General features: G+C 30.8%; 20 protein-coding genes. 11 read left to right on the top strand and 9 right to left on the bottom strand.

Annotated features, from left to right (window positions below; all coding sequences use genetic code 11):
• Window positions 1-66: 66 nt before the first annotated feature.
• Window positions 67-534, top strand: coding sequence for a regulatory protein RecX (locus WH52_RS02835; RefSeq protein ID WP_086029433.1), 468 nt, complete (start codon window positions 67-69; stop codon window positions 532-534).
• Between the two features lie 52 nt (window positions 535-586).
• Here the strand turns inward: WH52_RS02835 and WH52_RS02830 are convergent, their stop codons facing one another.
• Window positions 587-3994, bottom strand: coding sequence for a T9SS type A sorting domain-containing protein (locus WH52_RS02830; RefSeq protein ID WP_143592030.1), 3408 nt, complete (start codon window positions 3992-3994; stop codon window positions 587-589).
• Window positions 3995-4238: 244 nt separating this feature from the next.
• Here WH52_RS02830 and lepA point away from each other — a divergent pair, with 244 nt between their 5' ends.
• Both lepA and WH52_RS02820 read left to right on the top strand, forming a co-directional pair.
• A complete protein-coding gene (gene lepA / locus WH52_RS02825; protein ID WP_086029431.1) occupies window positions 4239-6035 on the top strand; it encodes a translation elongation factor 4 in 1797 nt (598 codons plus the stop codon).
• 97 nt (window positions 6036-6132) lie between these two features.
• The gene (locus WH52_RS02820) at window positions 6133-6846 is read left to right on the top strand and encodes a Bax inhibitor-1/YccA family protein (RefSeq protein WP_086029430.1); all 714 of its coding nucleotides are present in this window, start codon (window positions 6133-6135) and stop codon (window positions 6844-6846) included.
• A gap of 50 nt (window positions 6847-6896) precedes the next feature.
• On the opposite strand, the gene WH52_RS02815 is transcribed toward WH52_RS02820, so the two are convergent.
• The 5 genes from WH52_RS02815 to WH52_RS02795 all read right to left on the bottom strand — a co-directional run bounded on the left by WH52_RS02815 (window position 6897) and on the right by WH52_RS02795 (window position 12518).
• Window positions 6897-7661 carry a LytR/AlgR family response regulator transcription factor gene (locus WH52_RS02815; RefSeq protein ID WP_086029429.1) on the bottom strand — a complete coding sequence of 255 codons (765 nt, stop codon included), beginning with the start codon at window positions 7659-7661 and terminating at the stop codon, window positions 6897-6899.
• A gap of 5 nt (window positions 7662-7666) precedes the next feature.
• Window positions 7667-8671, bottom strand: a complete 1005-nt coding sequence (locus tag WH52_RS02810; protein WP_086029428.1) for a sensor histidine kinase — start codon at window positions 8669-8671, stop codon at window positions 7667-7669.
• Between the two features lie 12 nt (window positions 8672-8683).
• Complete coding sequence (locus WH52_RS02805; protein WP_086029427.1) at window positions 8684-11065, bottom strand: TonB-dependent receptor domain-containing protein; 2382 nt, start codon at window positions 11063-11065, stop codon at window positions 8684-8686.
• A gap of 160 nt (window positions 11066-11225) precedes the next feature.
• The gene (locus tag WH52_RS02800; RefSeq protein ID WP_086029426.1) at window positions 11226-11729 is read right to left on the bottom strand and encodes a hypothetical protein; all 504 of its coding nucleotides are present in this window, start codon (window positions 11727-11729) and stop codon (window positions 11226-11228) included.
• 90 nt (window positions 11730-11819) lie between these two features.
• Complete coding sequence (locus WH52_RS02795) at window positions 11820-12518, bottom strand: zinc metallopeptidase (protein ID WP_086029425.1); 699 nt, start codon at window positions 12516-12518, stop codon at window positions 11820-11822.
• A 97-nt stretch (window positions 12519-12615) separates the two neighbouring features.
• On the opposite strand from WH52_RS02795, the gene WH52_RS02790 reads away from it, so the two are divergent.
• From WH52_RS02790 to WH52_RS02765, 6 genes are all read left to right on the top strand, one after another.
• On the top strand, window positions 12616-13647 hold the full coding sequence (locus WH52_RS02790) for an asparaginase (RefSeq protein ID WP_086029424.1): 1032 nt from the start codon (window positions 12616-12618) through the stop codon (window positions 13645-13647).
• Between the two features lie 255 nt (window positions 13648-13902).
• Complete coding sequence (locus WH52_RS02785; RefSeq protein ID WP_086029423.1) at window positions 13903-14625, top strand: MotA/TolQ/ExbB proton channel family protein; 723 nt, start codon at window positions 13903-13905, stop codon at window positions 14623-14625.
• A gap of 9 nt (window positions 14626-14634) precedes the next feature.
• Window positions 14635-15075, top strand: a complete 441-nt coding sequence (locus WH52_RS02780; RefSeq protein ID WP_086029422.1) for a hypothetical protein — start codon at window positions 14635-14637, stop codon at window positions 15073-15075.
• A gap of 6 nt (window positions 15076-15081) precedes the next feature.
• On the top strand, window positions 15082-15711 hold the full coding sequence (locus WH52_RS02775) for an ExbD/TolR family protein (protein ID WP_086029421.1): 630 nt from the start codon (window positions 15082-15084) through the stop codon (window positions 15709-15711).
• A 15-nt stretch (window positions 15712-15726) separates the two neighbouring features.
• Window positions 15727-16197: an ExbD/TolR family protein gene (locus WH52_RS02770; RefSeq protein WP_086029420.1), complete on the top strand. Its 471-nt coding sequence runs from the start codon at window positions 15727-15729 to the stop codon at window positions 16195-16197.
• Between the two features lie 85 nt (window positions 16198-16282).
• Window positions 16283-16957 (top strand): porin family protein, encoded by a 675-nt coding sequence (locus WH52_RS02765; protein ID WP_086029419.1) that lies wholly within the window; start codon window positions 16283-16285, stop codon window positions 16955-16957.
• Between the two features lie 5 nt (window positions 16958-16962).
• Here the strand turns inward: WH52_RS02765 and WH52_RS02760 are convergent, their stop codons facing one another.
• The 3 genes from WH52_RS02760 to asnS form a co-directional block, all read right to left on the bottom strand.
• The gene (locus WH52_RS02760; protein WP_086029418.1) at window positions 16963-17559 is read right to left on the bottom strand and encodes a hypothetical protein; all 597 of its coding nucleotides are present in this window, start codon (window positions 17557-17559) and stop codon (window positions 16963-16965) included.
• Window positions 17559-19022 (bottom strand): RNA polymerase factor sigma-54, encoded by a 1464-nt coding sequence (rpoN, locus tag WH52_RS02755; protein WP_086029417.1) that lies wholly within the window; start codon window positions 19020-19022, stop codon window positions 17559-17561. Before rpoN ends, WH52_RS02760 begins: the two co-directional genes overlap by 1 nt.
• Before the next feature lie 164 nt (window positions 19023-19186).
• Window positions 19187-20620 carry an asparagine--tRNA ligase gene (gene asnS, locus WH52_RS02750; protein ID WP_086029416.1) on the bottom strand — a complete coding sequence of 478 codons (1434 nt, stop codon included), beginning with the start codon at window positions 20618-20620 and terminating at the stop codon, window positions 19187-19189.
• Window positions 20621-20712: 92 nt separating this feature from the next.
• On the opposite strand from asnS, the gene WH52_RS02745 reads away from it, so the two are divergent.
• Together WH52_RS02745 and WH52_RS02740 are read left to right on the top strand one after the other, a co-directional pair.
• Window positions 20713-21507: a response regulator transcription factor gene (locus WH52_RS02745; protein WP_086029415.1), complete on the top strand. Its 795-nt coding sequence runs from the start codon at window positions 20713-20715 to the stop codon at window positions 21505-21507.
• A gap of 219 nt (window positions 21508-21726) precedes the next feature.
• On the top strand, window positions 21727-23487 hold a 1761-nt coding region (locus WH52_RS02740), incomplete at its 3' end, for a leucine-rich repeat domain-containing protein (RefSeq protein ID WP_198938363.1).

The raw sequence follows: 23487 nt of genomic DNA, 5'->3' as shown, positions 1-23487 counted from the left end.
ATTTAATTTTTGTTGACTAAAAAGGGTTGAAGGTTTTCTTTCAGCCCTTTTTAGTATTTTCGTGGTATGAAAAAACAGGTCGCATCAGTTGAAGAAGTTCAAAGAAAATTAGAAAGTTTTTGTGTATATCAAGACCGATGCCATAAGGAAGTAGAAAAAAAACTTGAAGAGTATAATTTAATACCAGAAGCAAAAGAAAAAATACTATTACATCTATTGCAGGAAAATTATTTAAACGAAGAACGTTTCGCAAAAAGTTTTGCCAGAGGAAAGTTCCGAATTAAAAAATGGGGTAGAGTTAGGATAACAAGAGAATTGAAATTTCGAGATATATCCTCTTATAATATAAAAACTGCACTTATAGAAATTGACGAAGATGAGTATGTAAAAACCCTGTATGAGTTAGTTGAGAAAAAGAAGAGTTTGATAAAAGAAATAAACGCATTTAAAAAGAAGAAAAAAATAGTAGATCATTTAATGTACAAAGGGTTCGAGAGTGATTTAATTTTTAAAACTGTAAATGAAATATTATAAAAAAAGCCAATCTATTCAGATTGGCTTTTTAAGTTATAGTAAGAAATCTTGATTATTTTAAGATTAACTTCTTAGTTGCAGATTTGCCATTCATTTCCATATTTAATAGGTAAATTCCTTTAGCAAAATTACTCATGTTAAGTTTGTAATTACTGTCATTTAAATCTTTTTTACTAAAGATTTGTTTACCAGTTATATCGTAAACTTTAATATTTAAGTTGTCTCCTGTAGTCCATCTTAAGTTGAAGATATCATCAGATGGGTTCGGGAAAATAGATATAGCATTTAAAACTGTTGGGTCGTTGTTAGATAGAGTACCCGCTATTACTAGATCATCTATAACAACACCTTCTTCATTAGTGGCGTCATCAGCTAAAAATTTAAATCTAAAAACAATATTAGATTCGTTTTTAAATGCATTTAAATCATAACTATATTCTCTGTTTGTTGAGTTGTTACCTCCTTGTGGATTAGTGTCTTCTCCTTCACCAGTCCACTGTTTACCAGGTAGGTTGTTTAATGTAGAAGAACTATTGTACCAATTTGGGTCATTGGCAGTTCCAAGAATTTCCCATGATTTTCCTTGGTCTTTAGAGTATTCTACAACTAAATAGTCCCAATCTTGTTCAATGTCAAATCCCATGTTAAATTTAAAAACGGGATTAGCAATTTTAGTAAGGTCGTAACAGTTTGTATATAGATAGGCGGTAGTTTTGTCTGGATAGTTGCCAGATAAACTAGTAGCATAAGCCTTACTTCCTGTTGGTGTTTGAAGTAAGGTTTTGTTTATAGGGCCTACATCCCAGAATTTGGTTGCACCAGAGTTTGATGTGAAGTCTGTTAAAAGAACATCGTTTTTGCCTTCAAATGAATTGATGGTTGTTGGGGTGTTAGAGCTTTTATTTATATTGAAATTTATTGTTCTTTTATTATTGTTGTAAGTGTCGTTTGGTGTTGTTACTTCAATTTCTAGAGATTGACTGCCTAATTCTAAAGTAGCGGTTGGTAATTCAATAGTTACTGTGTTTAAAGAGGTAATGTTTCCATTCCAATTTTGTGTTTGAGTAGATTGATTGTTGTATTTATAGTTAATAGTTAATGAAGAAATTGTTTGAGTACCTTTGTTTTTAACTATTAATTTAGGAGTTATATTACTTGAACAACTAATTCCGTTTGTAGGATTTTCAATAGATTCTAATTTAATGTCAACATTAGGTAATTGTTCAGGTATTTTAGTGTAAAAAACCCCTCTTCCGTAAGTAGCCGCATATAATTGAGCGTCTTCTTCGTTAACTTCTAAATCCCTGATCATTGTATTGGGCAACCCTGTGTCAAAAACCTTCCATTCTGTTAAGTTGTCATTGGTATAATAAACTCCTAAAGTAGTTCCTACGTAAATAGTGTTATTACCACTTCTTAAGTGATGTACTATGGTTGTTTTTGATTCTGAAGGTAAATTGTTAGTAATATTTGTAAATGTAGGAGAGCTACTGGTTAGGTTAGTAGATTTATATACACCATTGTTTAATACTAGCCATCCAATATTAGAGTCATTATTACTAACTTCAAAAGTATTTATATTACTTAAAGTGTTTAAAGGGATGCTGTTGAACGTAATACCACGGTCAATACTTTTATATAATGTAGTACCAACTGTAACATAGATGTTGTTATTGTTGTTTGGGTCTATTTCAATAGAAGAAATATCTCCTGAAAAAGCAGATGTTGTAACTGCTTGCCATGAGTTGGAAAGTAGTTTATATAGTTTTTTATAACCAGCATAAAGAACTCCGTCGTTGTCAGTTACTAATGGAGTTATCCATCTTCCTCCACTGTCATTTGGTCCAGTCTCTTCTGCAGGGGCGCTAACAAAACTAGCTCTAGTTTTTCCACCATCCTTAGTTTCGTAAAGGCTTCCGCCATATTGAATAAAACCGAAGTAATTATTAGGAGAATTTGGTTTAATAACGCAATCCATACCATCAGCTCCATGATAGTTGTTCCAAGTATTATCTGAGTGAGCATAACCTCCATTATCTTGGAGTCCTCCTACAATATTATTTGAGTTTTGAGGAGAAACTGAAATTCTGTAAAATTGACCTATAGCAAGATTGTCTGTAAGGCTAGTGAATGTGCTTCCTTCGTCATTAGAAACATATACCCCTCCGTCAGTTCCTGCAAAAAACTTATCATTGATGAATCTTAAAAAATGTATGTCGGCATGAGTGTATGAAGCAGAATTAGGTTGGTTCCATTCATTTATTTTTGAGAAGCTGTCTCCTCCGTTGATTGACTTCCAAATATTAAGAACGCCAACATAGACTATATTAGCATTTTTTGAAGAAACAGTTAAAGCTAAATCGAACCAAGCTTGAGAGCTTTCAAAAATATTGTTGGTTTCAGATGTTTTTGTAAATGTTGTACCACTATCAGTAGATTTGAATAGTCCGTTAAAAGATCGGTCATTTGCAGCGCTAACAAAATAAACATAATCTGAGTTAGCTGGAGTGACATCCATGGTTATTCTTGAAGATCCTGTTAGAGTAGGGATGTTTATTGCGCTAAAAGTTTCTCCACTATCGGTTGACTTATAAAAGGTATCGTTAGATGTAGCATACCAAATAGAAGAATCACCTGGCTTCATTTTAATATCTTCAATGTCACCATTTAATTTTGTAACCCATGTGTTTCCTCCATTTGTGGTTTTGTGAACACCAGAACTAGAAGCAACTAATACAGTTTCAGTAGAGTTAGGGTTTATGTAAATTTCACTCATATCAGTAGGGCTGCCTGGTATGGCACCTGTATTGTTCCATGTGCTTCCTCCATCAATTGATTTCCATACTCCTACAGAATATGAATCATTAGCATCATCATCTCCAGTGGCAATATAAATTATATTTGAATTTGTAGGATGTATTGCAATTCCAGAAACGCCTATTTGAGGTAGGTTGTCAGTTAAAGGGATCCAATTAAGTCCAGCATCAGTAGATTTCCAAATGCCACCAGCTGGAGTACCAACATAATATGTGTTTTGATTTGAAGGATCAATGGCAACGACGTTGACTCTACCTTGACCAGCAGACCAAGATGCTGTGTTGGTGTGAGTATAAGGGCCTTTAGAAACCCAGTTACTTGTATTTGAGTTTTTTTGATGTAAACTCATTTGCTTTTTTTGTTTCCAAGCACTCCATAAGTCTTCAGCAGGAGCCAAAGTTCCGTCAGGTTTGGTATAAAAACTCCAATGATACTTCCATCTTTCAAAAGGTTTAATTCCACTCCCTTTTTTATTTTTATCTATAGTTTTAAAGTAATTTTCAGCAGATTTGGTAATATCTTTAAAAGTTGTCTTACCTTTTTTTTGTAAGTTGTTAGAATTAGTCCAAGGAGCATTTTTTTGGACTTGAGCATTTAAAGAAAATGCAAGAGATAATAATGAAATAGTAATTATTTTTTTCATTCTCAATTATTTTATTGATAGTTACGAGGTTTAGTTGACAAAAATAGTTAAACTTTAAAAAAAATATGTTAAAAATCAATAAAATGTAAGTTTAATTTCTTCTTTTTGAGGATAATGTGGTTTTTTGGTGTTTTTGGCTTATAATTCTTTTGTTTTTGGTGTTTGTGTTGAATGATTGATTTAATTTGCACTAGCAGTTTATTAGCTTATCTTTGCAAGTCATAAGAAGTTAGAAATACGACGAATGAAGAATATTAGAAATTTTTGCATTATTGCGCATATTGATCACGGAAAAAGTACCTTGGCAGATAGACTGTTAGATTATACAGGAGCTGTAACCGAAAGAGAAAAACAAGATCAATTGTTAGATAATATGGATTTGGAGCGTGAACGTGGAATTACCATTAAGTCACACGCAATCCAAATGGACTATAAATACAACGGAGAAGATTATATTTTAAATTTAATTGACACTCCAGGTCACGTAGATTTTTCTTACGAAGTTTCTCGTTCTATTGCGGCTTGTGAAGGGGCGTTACTAATTGTAGATGCGGCTCAAAGTATTCAAGCGCAAACAATTTCGAATTTATATCTAGCTTTAGAAAACGATTTGGAAATTATTCCAGTATTAAATAAAGTAGATTTACCTTCTGCCAATCCAGAAGAAGTTACTGATGATATTGTAGATTTATTAGGTTGTGATCCTGAAGATGTAATTCCTGCAAGTGGAAAAACAGGTTTTGGAGTTGATAAGATTTTAGAAGCTATTATTGAAAGAGTACCAGCACCAGAAGGAAATCCTGATGCACCTTTAAAAGCCTTAATTTTTGATAGTGTTTATAATTCTTATAGAGGAATTGAAACCTATTTTAGAGTAATTGATGGTTCTATTAAAAAGAATCAACAAATAAAATTCATGGCTACAGGAAAGCAATATGGAGCGGATGAGGTTGGAACTTTGAAGTTAGAACAGGTAGTTAAAAAAGAGATTAAAACAGGAGATGTAGGATATTTAATTACAGGTATTAAAGCAGCTAAAGAAGTAAAAGTAGGGGACACAATTACTGATTTTGCAAACCCAACCACTGATACAATTGAAGGTTTTGAAGACGTTAAGCCAATGGTGTTTGCAGGTATTTATCCAGTAGATACAGAAGATTACGAAGAACTTCGTAACTCTATGGAAAAGTTGCAGTTAAACGATGCTTCTTTAGTGTTTCAACCAGAAAGCTCAGCAGCTTTAGGTTTTGGTTTCCGATGTGGATTCTTAGGGATGTTACACATGGAAATTATTCAAGAACGTTTAGAGCGTGAGTTTAACATGACCGTAATTACAACCGTTCCTAACGTAAGTTATCATGCATTTACTAAGAAAAATCCAGACGAGATTATCATTGTAAATAACCCGTCAGATTTACCAGATCCATCAAAATTAGATAGAGTAGAAGAGCCTTTTATTAAAGCTTCGATTATTACAAAATCTGATTTCGTTGGACAAGTAATGTCGCTTTGTATTGAAAAGCGTGGACAAATTGTAAATCAAACGTATTTAACTCCACAAAGAGTTGAATTAATTTTTGATATGCCTTTAGCAGAAATTGTTTTTGATTTTTACGATCGTTTAAAAACAGTTTCTAAAGGATACGCTTCTTTTGATTATCATCCAATAGGAATGCAAAAATCAAAATTAGTTCGTGTAGATATGCTATTAAATGGGCAATCTGTAGATGCACTTTCTGCTTTATTACACGATAGTAATGCCTATTCAATAGGAAAACGTATTTGTGAGAAATTAAAAGAATTAATTCCACGTCAACAATTTGATATTCCAATTCAGGCAGCTATTGGAGCGAAAATTATTGCTCGTGAAACTGTAAAAGCTTTACGTAAAGATGTGACAGCAAAATGTTATGGAGGTGATATTTCTCGTAAACGTAAACTTTTAGAAAAGCAGAAAAAAGGTAAAAAACGTATGCGTCAAGTTGGAAACGTAGAAATTCCACAGCAAGCGTTTATGGCAGTTTTAAAATTAAATGATTAAAAATAAATAAAGCCTCAGTTAAATTTAACTGAGGCTTTTTCTTTAGGAATATTTTTTATTTTTACGAATAGAAAAAATAACTTAACTAAAAATTATTATGGAAAATTCATTCAATTCTTTTAATGAAGGAAAAGTCTTAGTTGCAGATACAAATCAAGCAGAGAGAGTAGCTTTTTATAAGAAGACCTATGCGCATGTTGCTGGCGGTGTATTGTTATTTGTTGTGTTTGAATATTTATTATTCCAAAGTACTGCAATTGTAGAATTCGCTTTATCAATGACACAAGGATATAAATGGTTGTTGTTATTGGGAGGTTTTATGCTAATAACAAATTACGCAGAAAGTACAGCGTTAAGAACTACGGATAAAAATTTGCAGTACATGGCGTATGCAGGATATATATTTGCAGAAGCTTTTATTTTTATTCCGCTAATTTACATAGCAATTAGCTATACTCAGAATTTTGATATACTTCAACAAGCAGCTATTGTGACCTTAACCTTGTTTGCTGGTTTATCTGCAGTAGTTTTGATTACTAAAAAAGATTTTTCATTTCTAAGAGCAGCTTTAACAATAGGGTTTTTTATTGCTATAGGATTAATTGTAGCTGGTACTTTATTTGGTTTTAACTTGGGGTTATGGTTTTCTGTTGGAATGTGTGTTTTAGCTGGAGGCTCAATTTTATACCAAACGTCTAACTTAGTACATAAGTTTGGAACGGAAGATTATATACCAGCTGCATTAGGATTATTCGCTTCTTTAATGTTGTTGTTTTGGTATGTATTGCAAATATTTTTAAGTAGAGATTAATATTAAAAGAAATATATAATAAAAAAAGCTTCAGGATACTGAAGCTTTTTTTATTGTTCTAACCACTTCCTAAATTCAGAAGTAATAGAAGTACTTGTCATCGGTTTTTCTTTTACACCTTGTAATGTGATTAATAAACGGTTTTTAAAATGACTTTCTATATTATTAATAAAATCAATATTAATGATCTCACTTCTATTAATTTTAAAAAACTTAGCAGGGTTTAATTGTTGAAAGATGTTTCCTAAAGTTTGCGAAATAGTATGTCTTTTTCCAGATGAATCTGTTGCAATACAAAAATCACCTGAAGCTTCAATTAAACTAATATCTGTAACATTTAACAATTGAATTCCTTTTGTTTTTTTAATAACAAAACGTTTTTTATAGGATGTGTTTTCTTCTTGTAAAGCTGATTTTAAATTAGAGATCGTATCAGAGTTTAATTTGTTGTAATTTCCTTGGTTAAAAAGAGATTGATACTTTTCAATCGCTTTATTAAAATCTGCTTTTGAATACGGTTTTAGTATGTACGCAATTCCGTTTGTGTTAAAAGCTTTGAATAAATAATCGTCGTGAGCAGAACAAAAAATAATGGGGCAGTTTATGGTAATTTCATCAAACAAATCAAAAGAAATTCCATCTAAAAGCTGAATGTCTGATAAAATAAAATCATACTTATTTTCTGATAATAGTTTTTTTCCTTCAGAAATTGAACGTGCCCAATCATAGTAAATTTCATCTTCAAAATATTCTAATAAATATTTCTCTAGTTTTTGTTGAGCTGGTATTTCGTCTTCTAATATTAAAATGTTCATGATTTTTATTCTGATAATTTTATAATAGGAATCACTACTTTAAACTTTTTGTCAGTATTTAAAATTGTAATTTCTTCATCTGATAATAATTGATATCTAACTTTTAAGTTTTCTAAACCAGTGCCTAAAGAATCTTTTTTAAGGGTTGTATGTCCTTTGTGATTAATGACTTCTAACGACTTGTTGTTAATTACAATGTTAGCTACAATAGTTTCATTGTGTTTTGGTTTGTTGTGTTTTACAACATTTTCTAGTAAAGTTTGTAACGCACCCGTTGGAATGAATTTATCAGTTAAATCGGTTTGTTTTTCAATCTTAAAATCATAATCATTTCCAAAACGAGTTTTCATCAGATAAATATAGTGTTCAGCAAACTGAAGTTCTTTAGAGAGCTCCATTACTTCGGCATCTTTTGTTTTAATTAAATATCTGTAAATTAGCGATAATCGGTTAATGTATTCTTTAGCTTTTTCAGCGTCGGAATCTATTAAGCTATCTAAAGTGTTTAAATTATTAAATAAAAAGTGTGGATCTATTTGAGAGCGCAATAGCTTTAATTCATTGTCTTTTTGTTGTTTTTCTATTTTCAAGATTTGAGATTGACCTTCATAGAATTTTTTAGTGAATAAAATCCCTAGAAGAAACCCTGCATTGTTGGACGAAGTATAAACTCCGTTAATAATAATGTTGTACCATTTAGGAAGATTAGATAATTTTCTTCCTGCACTTAAAAAACCTAATGTGTCATCAATAACACCTAATATTGATAGAGTTAAAAAAGCAGAAATTAGAAATAATAAATACTTTTTTTTCATCAAGAATTTAGGAATAATAATGTACATAAATAGTATTATTGTGATAAAGGAAATGATAAGAGAAGCTGGAATGTCTACCCAGAACTCAATAGTTTTTAATCCTCTACTTTTATAATCTATAATGTTTAAAATTACAGCTACTCCATAATAAAGAATAAGAAGAATATAATCTGATTTGTTAAGTTTGGTATTCATGTAACAAACATATTAATTATTGTCGTTAATTCTATCTTCTTCTTCTTTAGAAGCATTTCTTCTTGATTTTTTCTTTCCGAATTTAGATCCAAAACTATACGTAACTCTAAACTGAATATTTTGACGAGAACCATTACTTTCAACTACAGCATTTCCATTTCCATAATCGATGGTTCCGTTAAAACCACGGTTTAATACTTTGCTAATTCCTAAGGAAGTTTTTAAGCGATCATTCATGAATTTTTTACTGAAAGAAAAATCTAAATCAGCAATCCAGTCAACTTCAATTTGTCCTTCTAAAGCCCCTGTTCCGTAATTAGCACTTAATTGAAAATCTATTTCCCAAGGTAATTGGTAGTTCGCTTGAATAAACCAATATAAATTCCATTTAGATAAATTTATTCCATGAGCTTTTGAAGTGTAGCTAGGATTAGTAACGATAAAACCTGTATAACCATCTAATTTTTTAATAAAACTTAAAGGAGCAAAAAGTCTAAAATTCCAATTAGTAAAATCTTCTACATTTACTGCCTTTTGACGGATTTGGTTTCCTGTTTGCTTTATTTGATCAAAAATTGCATCTTTTGTTTGGCTATATCCAACAGTGAAAAATGGTTGACCGTCGTATGTTAAGTTGAATTGATAATTATTAGTGAAAGATGGCTTTAAATTTGGATTTCCTTCTTCACCAGAAAAACGATCTAAAAATGTTTGAAAAGCATTTAAGCTTCCATAAGACGGACGTTGAATTCTATAACTATATGCAATGTTTGCCCCTAAGTTTTCAGAGATTTTCTTGCTAATAGCTAAGCTTGGGAATAGTTTACTAATAGGGCGTTCTTTAGTTTCGGTCGTTGGTGCATTGTTTTTAATAAAGTTAGATGTTCCTTTTGTGTGGCTATCTTCATAACGAAGTCCTCCAGATAAAGACCAGTCTCCAAATGTGGTATTTACTTTAGAGTAGATAGCAAAAATAGATTCGTCAATAAAAAAACGACTACTTCCGTTTATATCTTTAACATAATTCCCAGTACTGTTTGTAAAAGCTTGTAAGTCATTATCAGTTTTAACCATTGAGTATTTACTACCAAAACTAATCTTTAAATCATCTGATAGGTTTTTAGAATAGTCAGCTTTAAAGGTATTGATTGTAAATTTTCCATTTTGAAAATAACGTAAATTATCATTAGGAGTTAGTAAAGTGCTTCTAATATCAATAATATTAGTAGTTGTGTTGTTTTTAAAGTTAATGTAATTGTAGTCAACTAATAGTTTTTCAGTTTCTGATTTGTATTCGTAATATGGATTTATATTGAAAGTAACGCGATCTAAATCAGTACTTGTTTCTGTTAAAATTGAATTATTTTCGGTAGATGAGGTAATAATGTTTGTAGAAGAAGAAACTCTGTCTGAAAGTCTTTTTCTCCATCTTCCGTTTACACCAAAAGAGTTTTTGTCATTTATAAAATAATCTATACTTGCGCTACCATAAATATTTGTAGGGTCGAAAGGAGAACGGGTTGTTTGGTCGTAGGTTTCAGTAGTGTTGTTAACATTTACAGTTCTAACTAAAAATAAATCATCTCTCCATGTTGGTTGAGAATATCCAAAGCTTGTTTGCCAATTTAATTTGTTTTTATAACTAGCAATAGAGGCTCTTGTACCAAATTCAAAACCTTCATCTTCACCAATCCAACCAGTTACACTACCATGAGTTCCTAAACGCACATTTTTCTTTAAAATAATGTTGATGATTGCTCCAGAACCAGAAGCGTCATATTCTGCACCAGGTTGTTCTACAACTTCTACTTTAGCAATATCGTCTGAAGGTAAATCGCGTAAAAGTGTGTTAATGTCCATGTATTCGGTAGTTTTACCGTTTATTAAAATTCGAACATCGGCTTTTCCTGCTACAGATATTCTGTCATTGGTAACTAAAACACCAGGAACTCGTCGCATTACATCTTGTAAACTTGCAGTAGGTAAATCTGATTTTGTTAAATCTACAATAAGTTTCTCAGCAGTTTGTCTAATTACTGGTCGCTTCGCTTTAATAACAACTTCGTTTAAAGTTTGACTTTCTTCTTTTAAAACAAAATTGAATGTTTGATTGTTGTTTAACTTAAATTCCTTCGTTTTTTTAGTTTGAAATCCTAAAACTGAAGTTTCTAATTGATAAGTGCCGCTTTTTATATTTTCAAAAATATACTCACCATTTTCGTTTGAAACAGCGCCTTTGGGAGTTGTTTTAGAGTCTTTTGTTTTTAAAATAATGTTAGCAAAAGGTATTGGTTCTTGGTTTTGATCAGTTATTTTACCTTTAATGCTATGTTGAGAAAAACAAGTAGCAATTGAAAATACGATAAGAAGTGTTGTGGTAATTAAAGATTTCATAGTTTTTATTTTTACTAACACTTCAAAAGTGCAATTTATCTATTTGGTAAAAAATATGAAACAGATGAAATGGGATAATTTTTCGATGAATTAGTATATAATTAAAAAACGTTTTCAACTTTAAAATTGAAAACGTTTTGTTACTCAATGAAAATGGGGGTTAAATTTTTTCTGTGAAATTATTTTCTTTCTTAGGTTCTTTTTTTGGTTTGGGTTGTCTACCTGGAAAAACTAGAGAAGTGCTGGAAAATGTTGTTCCGTAGTTTACATTTCCATAGTATACTTGACTTATAGCATTTATAACTTGATTTTTATTAAGTTCTTTTAAAGGGTGAACATAGATAGACCATAATAGATTGTCTGATATAGCATATTTTATATCTAAAGCAGTATGGAAGTTAGCAGCTAAACTAGCTAGTAATAACTCACTGTTTAGTTTTTTTACTTCAGCAACAGGAGAAATTATTCTCATTCTATTGTGAGTAGAATCAGCAATTGCAATGAGAGGGATGTTTTTAATGGTAAATCTCCATTGATTTTTTTGACTGTATATACTATCACTTACTTCAGTAAAAATTTCCCCTAATTTTGTAGGTGTCATTTTTTGAGAAAAACCACTATTTAGGTTCAGTAAAATAAAAAGTGATAAGAATATTTTCTTCATTGATAATTCATTTACAGAAACTTAGACGGTTAAAAAGAAAAAAGCTTTCAGAAACCTGAAAGCTTTTTTAAAATATTTTTGATTGCTCTGTTAGTCTCTACTTGCTAAAATTCGCATAGCCCAATATAAAAGCATTGCTAACGAACCTAGTGCAGCAACTAAATAAGTTCTTGCAGCCCACTTTAATGCGTCTTTAGAACCAGCTAATTCTTCTCTTGTTACCATGTGTTTGTTTTCTAACCAAGCCAATGCTCTATTGCTAGCATCATATTCTACAGGGAGAGTAATAAAACTAAACAATGTTCCTAACGCCATAAAAATTAAACCACCGATAGCAATCATAAAACCAATGCTGTTATTACCAGAACCTAAACCAATAGCAATTCCACCTATGATCATCCATTGAGAAAATCGAGAAGAAATACTCACTACTGGTACTAATTTAGATCGCATTTGTAACCATTGGTAGGCTTGCGCATGTTGTACTGCATGACCAACTTCGTGAGCTGCAACAGCTGCCGCAGCTGCATTTCGTTGATTATATACTCCTTCACTAAGATTTACTGTTTTATTTTGCGGATTGTAATGGTCGGTTAACATACCAGGAGTAGATATAACTTTTACATCATTAATACCATGGTCTGCTAACATTTTTTCTGCAATTTCTGCTCCACTCATGCCATTGCGTAAATGTACTTGTGAGTATTTTTTAAATTTTCTTTTTAAGGTGTTACTAACCATCCAGCTGAATAAAGAAATAATACCAATAAGGGCATAAAATCCAATCATAATATATGTTGTTTAAAAAAAATATGTCAATTTTGTTCTTGATAAATTTACAACATAAATTATTCCAATTTAGTATTTAATATTATTAAATGTCAAAATGGCAAAGAAACCAGAAATACTCATAGTTTATACAGGAGGTACCATTGGTATGGTAAAGGATTACCAAACAGGTGCATTAAAAGCGTTTGATTTTAGTCAGATTTTAGAGAAAATTCCTGAATTAAAACAATTGAATTGTAATGTAACTACAATTTCTTTTGAAGAACCAATAGATTCTTCAAACATGAATATTAATTACTACATCAATATTGCTGAAATTATTGCTGATAATTATGAAAAGTACGATGGTTTTGTGGTGTTAACAGGTTCAGATACCATGTCGTATACATCTTCGGCAATTAGTTTTATGTTCGAAAATTTACAAAAACCAGTGATATTTACGGGTTCTCAACTACCAATTGGAGACTTACGTACTGATGCAAAAGAGAATTTAATTACTTCAATTCAAATTGCATCTGCTTATGAAGATGGTAAACCTATCGTACAAGAAGTAGGATTATACTTTGAATACAAGTTATACAGAGCTAATAGAACAACTAAAATAAGTGCAGAACAATTTGAGGCTTTTACTTCGATGAATTACCCTCCATTAGCAGAAAGTGGAGTACATTTAAATTTTAATAAACCTATATTGTTTAGGTCAAATAACAATGGTAAAAAACTAATCTTCAGAAAAAGGTTAGATAAAAATGTAGTTATTTTAAAATTGTTTCCAGGAATTACAGAAGAGGTGATTAAAAGTATAGTAAGTATTCCAAATTTAAAAGGAATTGTGCTAGAGACTTATGGAGCAGGTAATGCACCAACTTATAAATGGTTTGTTAATTTATTAAAAGAAAGTATTGCAAAAAATATTCATATTGTAAATGTAACTCAATGTGTAGGAGGTAGTGTTATTTTAGGACACTATGAAACAAGTTCTGAGCTAAAAAGAATAGGAGTTATAGAAGGAAAAGACATTACTACAGAGACTGCAGTTGCAAAAATGATGTATTTATTAGGTGAAAAACTATCAAAAGAAGAGTTTAAACACTATTTCGAATTATCTTTAAGGGGTGAGATAACTTAAAAACGTTAATTAATTGTTAATTTAAGGTTTGTAATTCTTTGATTTTCTTTTTTTAAGCATTAAAATCCTTGATTTAACGTAAATACTCTATTAATTTTTTTACTGAACCAACATTTTTTTGTTATTTGGCACTCTGAAAAAATGTGAAAAAATTAATTAGAAGTAAGAAAACTATGCTAATTGGTATTTTTTTACGTTTTTCTTAGTAAAATTTGTATTTTTAACCCGTTAACTATTTAAATTAATTATAACAAAATGAAAAAAGTAGTAAATGTCCTAACTATTGCAGGATTTATGTTTTTAGGAGCTATTCAATCAACACAAGCTCAAGAAGCTGCCCAAGCATCGAAAGGATTCCGTCAAGAATTAAAGCAACGTTTTATTGAAGGTGGACCTGGATTTATGGGGATTGTATTAGTAGCTTTAATTTTAGGTTTAGCTATTGCAATCGAAAGAATTATCTATTTAAATATGGCTACTACTAATACTAAGAAATTAGTAGCAGATGTTGATGAAGCATTAAGCTCAGGTGGAGTTGAGGCTGCAAAAGAAGTTTGTAGAAACACAAAAGGACCAGTTGCTTCTATTTTCTATCAAGGATTAGAGCGTTCTGAAGAAGGATTAGATGCTGCTGAAAAAGCTGTAGTAGGTTACGGTGGAGTTCAAATGGGATTATTAGAGAAGAACGTTTCTTGGTTATCTTTATTTATCGCATTAGCACCAATGTTAGGGTTCATGGGAACTGTAATTGGTATGATTGGAGCATTTGACTCTATCGCAGTTGCTAACGATATCTCTCCAGCGGTAGTAGCAGGTGGTATTAAAGTAGCATTATTAACAACTGTATTTGGTTTAGTTGTAGCAATTATCTTACAAATCTTTTATAACTATATTATCTCTAAGATTGATAGTATCGTAAACAATATGGAAGATGCTTCGATTTCTTTAATCGATTTATTAGCAAAATATAAAAAATAAGAATTAACTATGAAGAGCAATTTATTTTTAAAAGTATTAGTTGCCTTAATTTTTATTCTTGCAGTAGTAGGAATGATTATGGTAGCTAACGGTGGAGAAGATACTTCTCCAGAGATGGCTAGTGCTGCTTCTTTCATGGTTAACTTTGCAGTTGTTTTATTAGGTTTAGCAGCATTTTTAGCTGTAGTAATGTCTTTATTATCATTATTCAAAAACCCAGCAGCGTTAAAGAAAACATTATTAGGACTTGTAGTTTTAGGTGTTTTATTAGCTGTGTCTTACTTTGCATCATCTGATGGAGCTGTAACAGGAGCAAACAACGAAAGTTTATTAGAAGCAGGTAGTGTTTCTAAATGGTCTGAAACAGGATTAAACTATAGCTACATTTTATTAGTGGTTGGAGGAGTATTCTTTGTTTGGGATTTATTAAAGAGTTTAATTAAATCGTAATTTAAAATGGCAAGAAGAGAAAACCCAGAAATTAATGCAGGTTCTATGGCAGATATTGCCTTCTTGCTACTTATCTTTTTCCTTGTAACAACAACTATGGATGTTGATTCAGGTATTTCAAAGAAGTTAGCTGAAAAACCACCCAAAGATTTTGTTCCACCAATTATTAAAAAGAAAAACATCTTTGAAATAAGTATTAACCGTAATAATGACCTTTTTGTTGAAGGTGAAATTATGGAGTTAAAAGACTTAAAACAAGCTACGATAGATTTCTTAGATAACGGAGGTGGTGTTGGAAAAGTTGAAGAAGGTGTAGAGTCTGGACCTTGTACTTATTGTAAAGGTAGTAAAGACCCTGAATCTTCAGATCATCCAAATAAAGCAATTATCTCTGTTGAAAGTGATAGAGCTACTGAGTATGGTACTTATGTAACAGTTCAAAATGAATTATTAGCTGCTTACAGAGATTTACGTAACAGACTTTCTCAAGAGCGTTACGGAATGTCTTTTACTGAGTTAGAGCAAGCATTCAAAGATAGTGCAAGAAAAGACGATGATTTAAGAAAGAAAGTTGAGGATATTAAGAAAGCATATCCACAAGTTATTTCAGATGTTGAACCAACTAGTGTACAATAATAAAAAACAATAGATATGTCTAAATTCAGAAAGAAGAAAAAAGATTTACCAGCTGTATCTACAGCATCTTTACCAGATATTGTTTTTATGTTATTATTCTTTTTCATGGTAACAACTACTATGAGAGAAACAGATTTAAAAATTGATTCGCCACGTTTACCAAGTGCTACTGAAGTAAAGAAGTTAGAGCGTAAAAGCTTAGTAAGTACTATTTATGTAGGTAAAGCCAAAGATCCTAAATATGGAACTGGGTACAATAGAATTCAATTAAACGATAAGATTGGTACTGCAGATGATGTGACAGCTTTTATTCTTAGAGAGAGAGAAGATAAGTCTGAAAAAGAAGTTCCTTTTATGACAACTTCTATTAAGGCAGATAAAGAATCGAGTGTTGGTACTTTAGCTGATGTTCGTGAAAAATTAAGAGATGTAAATGCTCTTAAATTAAGTTTATCGAGTCATAAAGGAAGTACTATAAAAAAGTAATTTACTTCTTAACATAATACAAAAGAGCAATCGAAAGATTGCTCTTTTTTTATATAAAAAAGAACTATCTTTAGCGTTATAAGTTATGATGACAAGAGTTTTATTTTTTTTAGTATTCTTTACTAGCAGTTTAGTTTTTTCTCAAAAAGATTCTTTAAAAATTGGAGATAAATATTGGGAAGACCAATTGTATTTAGATATTAGTTATAATGTGTTAACTAAACAACCTTCAACAATTCCTTCAAGTACTTTTTCTTACGGAATTTCAGCAGGATATATCAAAGATATCCCTTTTAATAGAGCAGGTAGGTTTGCTCTTGGATTGGGATTAGGATATAATTATGATTCTTTTAACCACAGTTTAAAAGTATTAAAAACCAATACTAATGTTGTTTTTTCTGCAGCTAATAATCCAACATCGAACACCTTAAATTTGCACAATATAGAGTTTCCTATTCAATTACGTTGGAGAACTTCTACAGCTACAACCTATTCTTTTTGGCGTATTTATACCGGATTGAAAGTTACCTATAACCTAAGCCATAATTTCACCAATGTTGAAAGTGGAGTTACAACTTCAACTTCAAGTATTTCAAATTATAACAAATGGCAAATGGCAGCAACATTATCAGCGGGTTATAGTACATTTAATTTTTATGTTTCTTATGGTTTAACTCCGTTATTTAATAATGCAGTTGTTGGAAGTGAAACATTAAATACTTCTATCCTTAAATTGGGAATTAGTTTTTATTTCTTGTAAGAGAACTATAAATATAAAGCAATTAATTGCCCTAAAATTCCTAGAAAAAAACCAAGATATACTTCTTTGTTGTTGTGTGCCTTTAAGTGTAGTCTAGAACTTGCTAATAGCCCTGAAAGTAATACCAAAGGAATGATAATATAAAGAGTTGAAAAGCTCAAGGTATTGGTTAAAAACATAAAGAAACCAATGGCATTTCCCATTGATAAAAGATGTAAGCTAGCTTTTGTTTTTGTAAAAAATAATAGATATACAATTGTTAGAGAAATTGATGTTCCATAAAAGAGAATACTAAAATCTCTAATAATAGGAACATTATTTAACGTTTTTCCCAGTAGAAAAAATAGAACAATCATAAAAATTACTGGAATTTTTCGCTCTCTAATCGTACTAACTTGATAGCTGTCTATTAATCCAAACAATTTTAGAAAAACCAATAATAAAATTGGAACTATATATGTAGCAGTAAATACTAAACTTAAAATAGCTAGTAGTTGTTGCTCATTTATTGAATAACTAGATATGATGAAAAACAACAAAACCCCAATAGTTGGCATAACTACTGGGTGTAAAATTGTTGATATGAATTTATGCCAACGCATTAAATTTCTTTGCGAAGTCTTGCTACAGGAATATCTAATTGCTCACGATATTTAGCTACTGTACGTCTTGCAATAGGATATCCTTTTTCCTTTAATAATTTAGATAATTTTTCATCAGTTAAAGGTTTTCTTTTGTCCTCTTCAGCAATAACATTTTCTAAAATCTTTTTAATTTCTCTGGTAGAAACATCTTCTCCTTGATCATTTTTCATAGATTCAGAGAAGAATTCCTTAATCAATTTTGTTCCGTAAGGAGTAGAGACATATTTACTATTTGCAACACGAGAAACTGTAGAAACATCCATATTAATTCCATCTGCAATATCTTTTAAAATCATAGGTTTTAACTTACGTTCATCACCAGTTAAAAAATATTCTTCTTGATAATGCATGATGGCATTCATAGTAACTAAAAGAGTTTGTTGACGTTGTTTAATGGCATCTATAAACCATTTAGCAGCATCTAATTTTTGTTTGATGAAAAGTACAGCATCTTTCTGAGCTTTACTCTTTTCTTTTGAATCTTGATACCCTTTAAGCATATTATTGTACTCTCTAGAAACATGCAATTCTGGAGCGTTTCTTGAGTTTAAAGTCAACTCTAATTGCCCTTCGAGAATTCGAATCGTAAAATCTGGAACTATCTGTTCAGCAATTTTGTTATTGCCTGCATAAGAACTTCCTGGTTTAGGATTTAACTTTCCTATTTCAGTAATAACTTCTTTTAATTGCTCTTCAGTAATATTGAATTTTTCTAATAATTTCTTGTAATGTTTTTTTACAAAATGATCAAAAGCATTTTCTAAAATATCAATAGCTAATTGTCTACTTTGTTTTTCTGATTTAGCTTTTAGCTGAATAACTAAACATTCCTTTAAATCACGAGCTCCAACACCAACAGGATCTAATCGTTGAACGACATTACATAAAACGTCTAAAACCTTTTCTTCAGAGGTAAAAACATTTTGAGTGAATGCCAAATCATCAACTAAATCAATAATCTCACGACGAATATATCCGCTATCATCAATACTACCCACTAAGAATTCTGCAATAGAACGTTCTTCTTCATCGATTCTAAAGGTGTTTAATTGATTTTTTAAAGATTGATGAAAAGTAGTTCCAGCTGCATAGGGAACTTGCTTTTCTTCATCGTCAGACGAATAGTTATTAGCTTGCGTTTTATAGCTAGGGTATTCATCATCACTTAAATATTCATCAATATTTATATCATCTGCTTCTATTTTTTCGGTGCCAGCATCGTCATAATCTGTATCGTTAGCTAACGAATCTTCAAAATTTTCAGGTTCTTCTTTTCCAGAATCAAGCGCAGGGTTTTCTTCAATTTCTTGCTTTAAACGTTCTTCAAAAGCTTGAGTAGGCAACTGAATCAATTTCATTAATTGAATTTGTTGCGGAGATAATTTTTGAAGTAATTTTTGATGTAAACTTTGTTTTAGCATAAATACAAATATAGCAAATAGGTATAAAAGAAAATCGTCATTCGGTTAGGAATGACGATTGTTTTTGTAAGTTTTATTGTTTATTTAACAACTTCAGTAAAAGAGTATAAGTGAAGTTCTAAAATAAAATTCACATTGTTGTATAATTAGTTATCGCCTTGCGATTAAAACTCTGCATTTTGTGGAGTTCTTGGGAAAGGAATTACATCTCTAATATTCCCCATTCCAGTAGTAAATAATACTAAACGTTCGAAACCTAATCCGAATCCAGAATGTACAGCTGTTCCGAATTTACGAGTGTCTAAATACCACCATAATTCTTCTTCAGGAATATCTAATTCAGCCATTTTCTCTTTTAAAACGTCTAAACGCTCTTCTCTTTGAGATCCTCCTACCATTTCTCCAATTCCTGGGAATAAAACGTCCATAGCACGAACTGTTTTTCCATCTTCATTTAAACGCATGTAAAAAGCTTTAATGTTTGCAGGGTAATCAAATAAGATTACTGGACATTTAAAATGCTTTTCAACTAAATAACGTTCGTGTTCAGACTGTAAGTCAACACCCCATTCGTTTACTGGAAATTGAAATTTCTTCTTTTTATTTGGCTTAGAGTTACGTAAAATATCAATAGCTTCTGTATAACTTACACGTTTAAAGTTGTTCTCTACAACAAAGTTTAAACGCTCTAATAATCCCATGTCACTACGTTGTGCTTGAGGTTTTTGTTTTTCCTCTTGAGCTAAACGATTGTCCAAGAAAGCTAAATCGTCTTTGCAGTTTTCTAAAACATAACCTAAAACATATTTAATGAAATCTTCAGAAAGATCCATGTTAGCATCTAAATCGTTAAAAGCTACCTCAGGTTCAATCATCCAGAATTCTGCTAGGTGACGTGTTGTATTTGAGTTTTCAGCTCTAAAAGTAGGCCCGAAAGTATATACTTTACCTAACGCCATTGCATAGGTTTCTGCTTCTAACTGCCCCGATACGGTTAAGTTAGTTTGTTTTCCGAAGAAATCTTGAGTATAATCAACTTCACCTTCTTCGTTTAAAGGTGCTTTGTTAGTGTCAAAGTTGGTTACTTTAAACATTTCTCCAGCTCCCTCAGCATCAGAACCTGTAATAATTGGTGTGTTTACGTAGTAAAATCCGTTTTGCTGAAAATATTGATGTACAGCAAAAGATAGTGCCGAACGAACTCTCATAATAGCACTGAACGTATTTGTACGTACTCTTAAGTGTGCGTTTTCACGTAAAAACTCAAAACTGTGTTTTTTAGGTTGGATTGGATATTCTTCAGGATTTGAATCTCCTAAGATTTCTAAATCGGTAACCTGTACTTCAACAGTTTGTCCTTTACCTTGGCTTTCTACTAAAGTACCTTTAATAGCAACGGCAGCACCTGTATTTATTCTTTTTAGAAGCGCTTCATTTGTATTTTCGAAATCGACAACACATTGAATATTATTAATAGTAGAACCGTCATTTAGAGCAATAAAACGATTGCTTCTAAAAGTTCTAACCCATCCTTTTACATGTACTTCTTGTAAAAACTTATCAGAATGTAATAATTCTTTAACGCTACTTCTTTTCATCTTTTAAAAAATTGAAATGCAAAGATACTTTTTTTGCTGAAAAAAGTGTTTATCAGAAGATTTCTTTTATAATAACACAATTTAATAAATGAATGATAAATTATTATATTGAGGAGGTTTTCAATAATTTAAATATGATAGAGGTTTATAGGGGAGATTTTTTATCAATTTCTTATGAAAAAGAAGACTCACTTTTTATTCAATATTGGGTAAACTCTCCAACTACAATAGATGAGTTTAAGCAAGAAATGTTGATATATACCAGTTTTTACAAGAAGCATAAACCAAGGTATACTTTGTGGATTCAAGAGAATATGACTATTAAGTTAGATCTGGAAACGCAAGTATGGATAGAGGAAAGTGTAAATATTCCTTGTTTAGAATACGGAAATAAAAAATGTGCTTTTGTAGTAAGTAAAGATGTTTTAGCACATATTGCTGTTATTGATACTTTTGATAAATTGAATTCTTGTATTGTACCGAAACATTTTACAACTGAAGAAAAAGCAAGAGAATGGTTGTTTGAAGAGGAACAACTATATATAGATAATGAGAAGAAAAAAATAACATATGAAGGAGTTGATGATGAAGGAAATGTAATTGTGAAAATTCCTGTAAGTAATATTAAAAAGACCTTTAAATCGTTAAATTCTCTTTTAGAAGAAGAAAAATTTCAACTAATAAATGAATATAAATTTAACCTTCTAACTAAGAGAGAAAAAGAGGTTTTAAAAAATGTAGCTTTAGGGCAAAATCACCAAGAGATTTCTGATAATTTATATATTTCTATACACACCGTAAGAACGCACATAAAAAACATTAGATTAAAATTAGAAATATCTGATAATAAAGAGTTTTCTAAGTTTTTAAAGGTGTTTTCTTTTTAGAAAATATACCCATTTCTAGGTATTTACATTAAATACTAAAGCCCCTATTTTTAACAAATTAAACTAGGGGTGTCATGAAATATTCATGTTTTAATGTGAATGTTACATCTGACCGAGTAAAAAATAAAATTTACACAGATGAAAACAAAATTACTTTTTCTCTTTGCATTATTTTCTTTTGCAATTAAAGCTTAAGTTTCTCAAGCTGAGCGACAAGCATTGATCAATTTATACAATGCTACCGATGGTGATAATTGGACTAATAATACTAATTGGGACATAGACCCAAACTCAACTTCTGATGTTTCTACCTGGCATGGGATTACTACCGAAGTAATTAATGGCCAAAAGCACGTTAGTAGAATAGATTTGGTTGGTAATAATTTGATTGGAGATATACCAGATTTTAGTAAATTAACAAACCTATATCGTCTAGAGCTTGCAGCCAATCAAATTACGGGAACTATAGATGTTTCAAAATTACCGAATACTTTACAAGTGTTGCAGTTATCAACTAATAAATTATCGGGAAGTTATCCTGATTTATCTTCTTTAACCAATTTATTACATATACAACTCTCTCGCAATAATTTAAGTGGTAACATATCAAAAGATTTTTTTCCTACGACCATACAGACAATATCTTTAGGTTATGGTTCTGGAAATATTACAGGGCAATTAGATTTTGAAAATTTCCCAGATTTAAGAACACTTATTTTTGCTGAAACAGATATTAGTTTTGTTAAATTTCCAAGTAATGGAATAATGTCTTCTGTTTTTAATTCCAACACTTCCTTTTCTCTAAAAAACATGCAAAATTTGGCATATATAGAAGTGCCTAATGTTACTGGATTTACAAACCTTAATGGAGACTATTTCGATTTAGGATTAAGAATTGTAGCCTATGATCAAGCAGATAAAAATGCAGTTCCGAATATAGCAGAAAGAGAAGCGTTAAAAAAGTTTTTTGTTAACGACAATTACACATATGCAAGCACAATTAAAAATGGAAGTAATGATACTGAATGGTTAGAAATTGAAAGTATTAATGGAGAAGCCCGAGTTACAGAGATGCATATTAGTAACCGTAACATAGGAGGTAATATGCCAACTGAAATAGGTGTTTTTACTGAGTTAAAACATTTATTTTTGCCAAGTTATGGTTTGCAAAGTATAGCAGCTGAAATAGGGAATGCTAATAAATTAGAAGAACTATATTTAAATAACAATAGCATTAATTCAGTTCCTACAGAGGTTTATGGTTTAACGAATTTAAGAATATTAAACTTAAGTAATAATCAAATACCAACCTTACAAAATGGTTTAGGAGATTTAACCAATTTAGAAGAACTTTACTTTAACAATACTCAAGTAGATGTTATACCAACTACCATAGGAAATCTGAAAAAATTAGAAACCTTAGAGTTTGGTTCTACAAGAATAACATTACTGCCTCCAGAAATAGGAGGATTAACAGAATTAACTCGCTTAGTAGCGGCTCCAAATAATATTGCCAGTATCCCTAATGAGTTTGGGCAATTAACAAAACTTACATTTTTAGATTTTGCTAATTGTAAAATTTCAAATACACCAGCAGCATTTGCTAATTTAACCAACTTAGAAACTTTATATTTAAATAATAACGAATTACAAGTAGTAGCAGGTTTAGGAGGCTTTACCAAGTTAAGATATTTGCGTTTACATAACAACCGTTTAGGGGAAGATAACCCAAACTTTAATACAGACTTACCAGAAGATATGAGTAATTTGGTGCTGTTAGAAGAGTTAACCTTGTATAGCAATAAGCTAACTAAATTACCTGTTAATATTGGAAATTTAATTAATTTAGAAGAGCTAAGAATTGAGTCTAATAGATTAACTAGTATTCCAAGTACAATAGGTAGTTTAAATATATATACATTAAATCTTCAAAGTAACAGTTTATCGACATTACCAGATGAGTTAACAAATATTTCAAGT

The sequence above is a fragment of the Tenacibaculum holothuriorum genome, from assembly GCF_002120225.1.
Lineage (GTDB): Bacteria > Bacteroidota > Bacteroidia > Flavobacteriales > Flavobacteriaceae > Polaribacter > Polaribacter holothuriorum.
Note: the sequence above shows the minus strand (reverse complement) of the source record. Positions and strands in the feature narration are given on the sequence as shown.

What these genes read in the sequence shown, in the direction of transcription:
- lepA (WP_086029431.1), top strand. Translation starts at nt 4,239, where the DNA reads ATGAAGAATATTAGAAATTTTTGCATTATTGCGCATATTGATCACGGA.
- WH52_RS02795 (WP_086029425.1), bottom strand. Translation starts at nt 12,518, where the DNA reads ATGATTGGATTTTATGCCCTTATTGGTATTATTTCTTTATTCAGCTGG.
- rpoN (WP_086029417.1), bottom strand. Translation starts at nt 19,022, where the DNA reads ATGCTAAAACAAAGTTTACATCAAAAATTACTTCAAAAATTATCTCCG.
- WH52_RS02835 (WP_086029433.1), top strand. Translation starts at nt 67, where the DNA reads ATGAAAAAACAGGTCGCATCAGTTGAAGAAGTTCAAAGAAAATTAGAA.
- WH52_RS02780 (WP_086029422.1), top strand. Translation starts at nt 14,635, where the DNA reads ATGAAGAGCAATTTATTTTTAAAAGTATTAGTTGCCTTAATTTTTATT.
- WH52_RS02830 (WP_143592030.1), bottom strand. Translation starts at nt 3,994, where the DNA reads ATGAAAAAAATAATTACTATTTCATTATTATCTCTTGCATTTTCTTTA.
- WH52_RS02745 (WP_086029415.1), top strand. Translation starts at nt 20,713, where the DNA reads ATGATAAATTATTATATTGAGGAGGTTTTCAATAATTTAAATATGATA.
- asnS (WP_086029416.1), bottom strand. Translation starts at nt 20,620, where the DNA reads ATGAAAAGAAGTAGCGTTAAAGAATTATTACATTCTGATAAGTTTTTA.
- WH52_RS02760 (WP_086029418.1), bottom strand. Translation starts at nt 17,559, where the DNA reads ATGCGTTGGCATAAATTCATATCAACAATTTTACACCCAGTAGTTATG.
- WH52_RS02815 (WP_086029429.1), bottom strand. Translation starts at nt 7,661, where the DNA reads ATGAACATTTTAATATTAGAAGACGAAATACCAGCTCAACAAAAACTA.
- WH52_RS02785 (WP_086029423.1), top strand. Translation starts at nt 13,903, where the DNA reads ATGAAAAAAGTAGTAAATGTCCTAACTATTGCAGGATTTATGTTTTTA.
- WH52_RS02820 (WP_086029430.1), top strand. Translation starts at nt 6,133, where the DNA reads ATGGAAAATTCATTCAATTCTTTTAATGAAGGAAAAGTCTTAGTTGCA.
- WH52_RS02765 (WP_086029419.1), top strand. Translation starts at nt 16,283, where the DNA reads ATGATGACAAGAGTTTTATTTTTTTTAGTATTCTTTACTAGCAGTTTA.
- WH52_RS02800 (WP_086029426.1), bottom strand. Translation starts at nt 11,729, where the DNA reads ATGAAGAAAATATTCTTATCACTTTTTATTTTACTGAACCTAAATAGT.
- WH52_RS02790 (WP_086029424.1), top strand. Translation starts at nt 12,616, where the DNA reads ATGGCAAAGAAACCAGAAATACTCATAGTTTATACAGGAGGTACCATT.
- WH52_RS02770 (WP_086029420.1), top strand. Translation starts at nt 15,727, where the DNA reads ATGTCTAAATTCAGAAAGAAGAAAAAAGATTTACCAGCTGTATCTACA.
- WH52_RS02805 (WP_086029427.1), bottom strand. Translation starts at nt 11,065, where the DNA reads ATGAAATCTTTAATTACCACAACACTTCTTATCGTATTTTCAATTGCT.
- WH52_RS02810 (WP_086029428.1), bottom strand. Translation starts at nt 8,671, where the DNA reads ATGAATACCAAACTTAACAAATCAGATTATATTCTTCTTATTCTTTAT.
- WH52_RS02775 (WP_086029421.1), top strand. Translation starts at nt 15,082, where the DNA reads ATGGCAAGAAGAGAAAACCCAGAAATTAATGCAGGTTCTATGGCAGAT.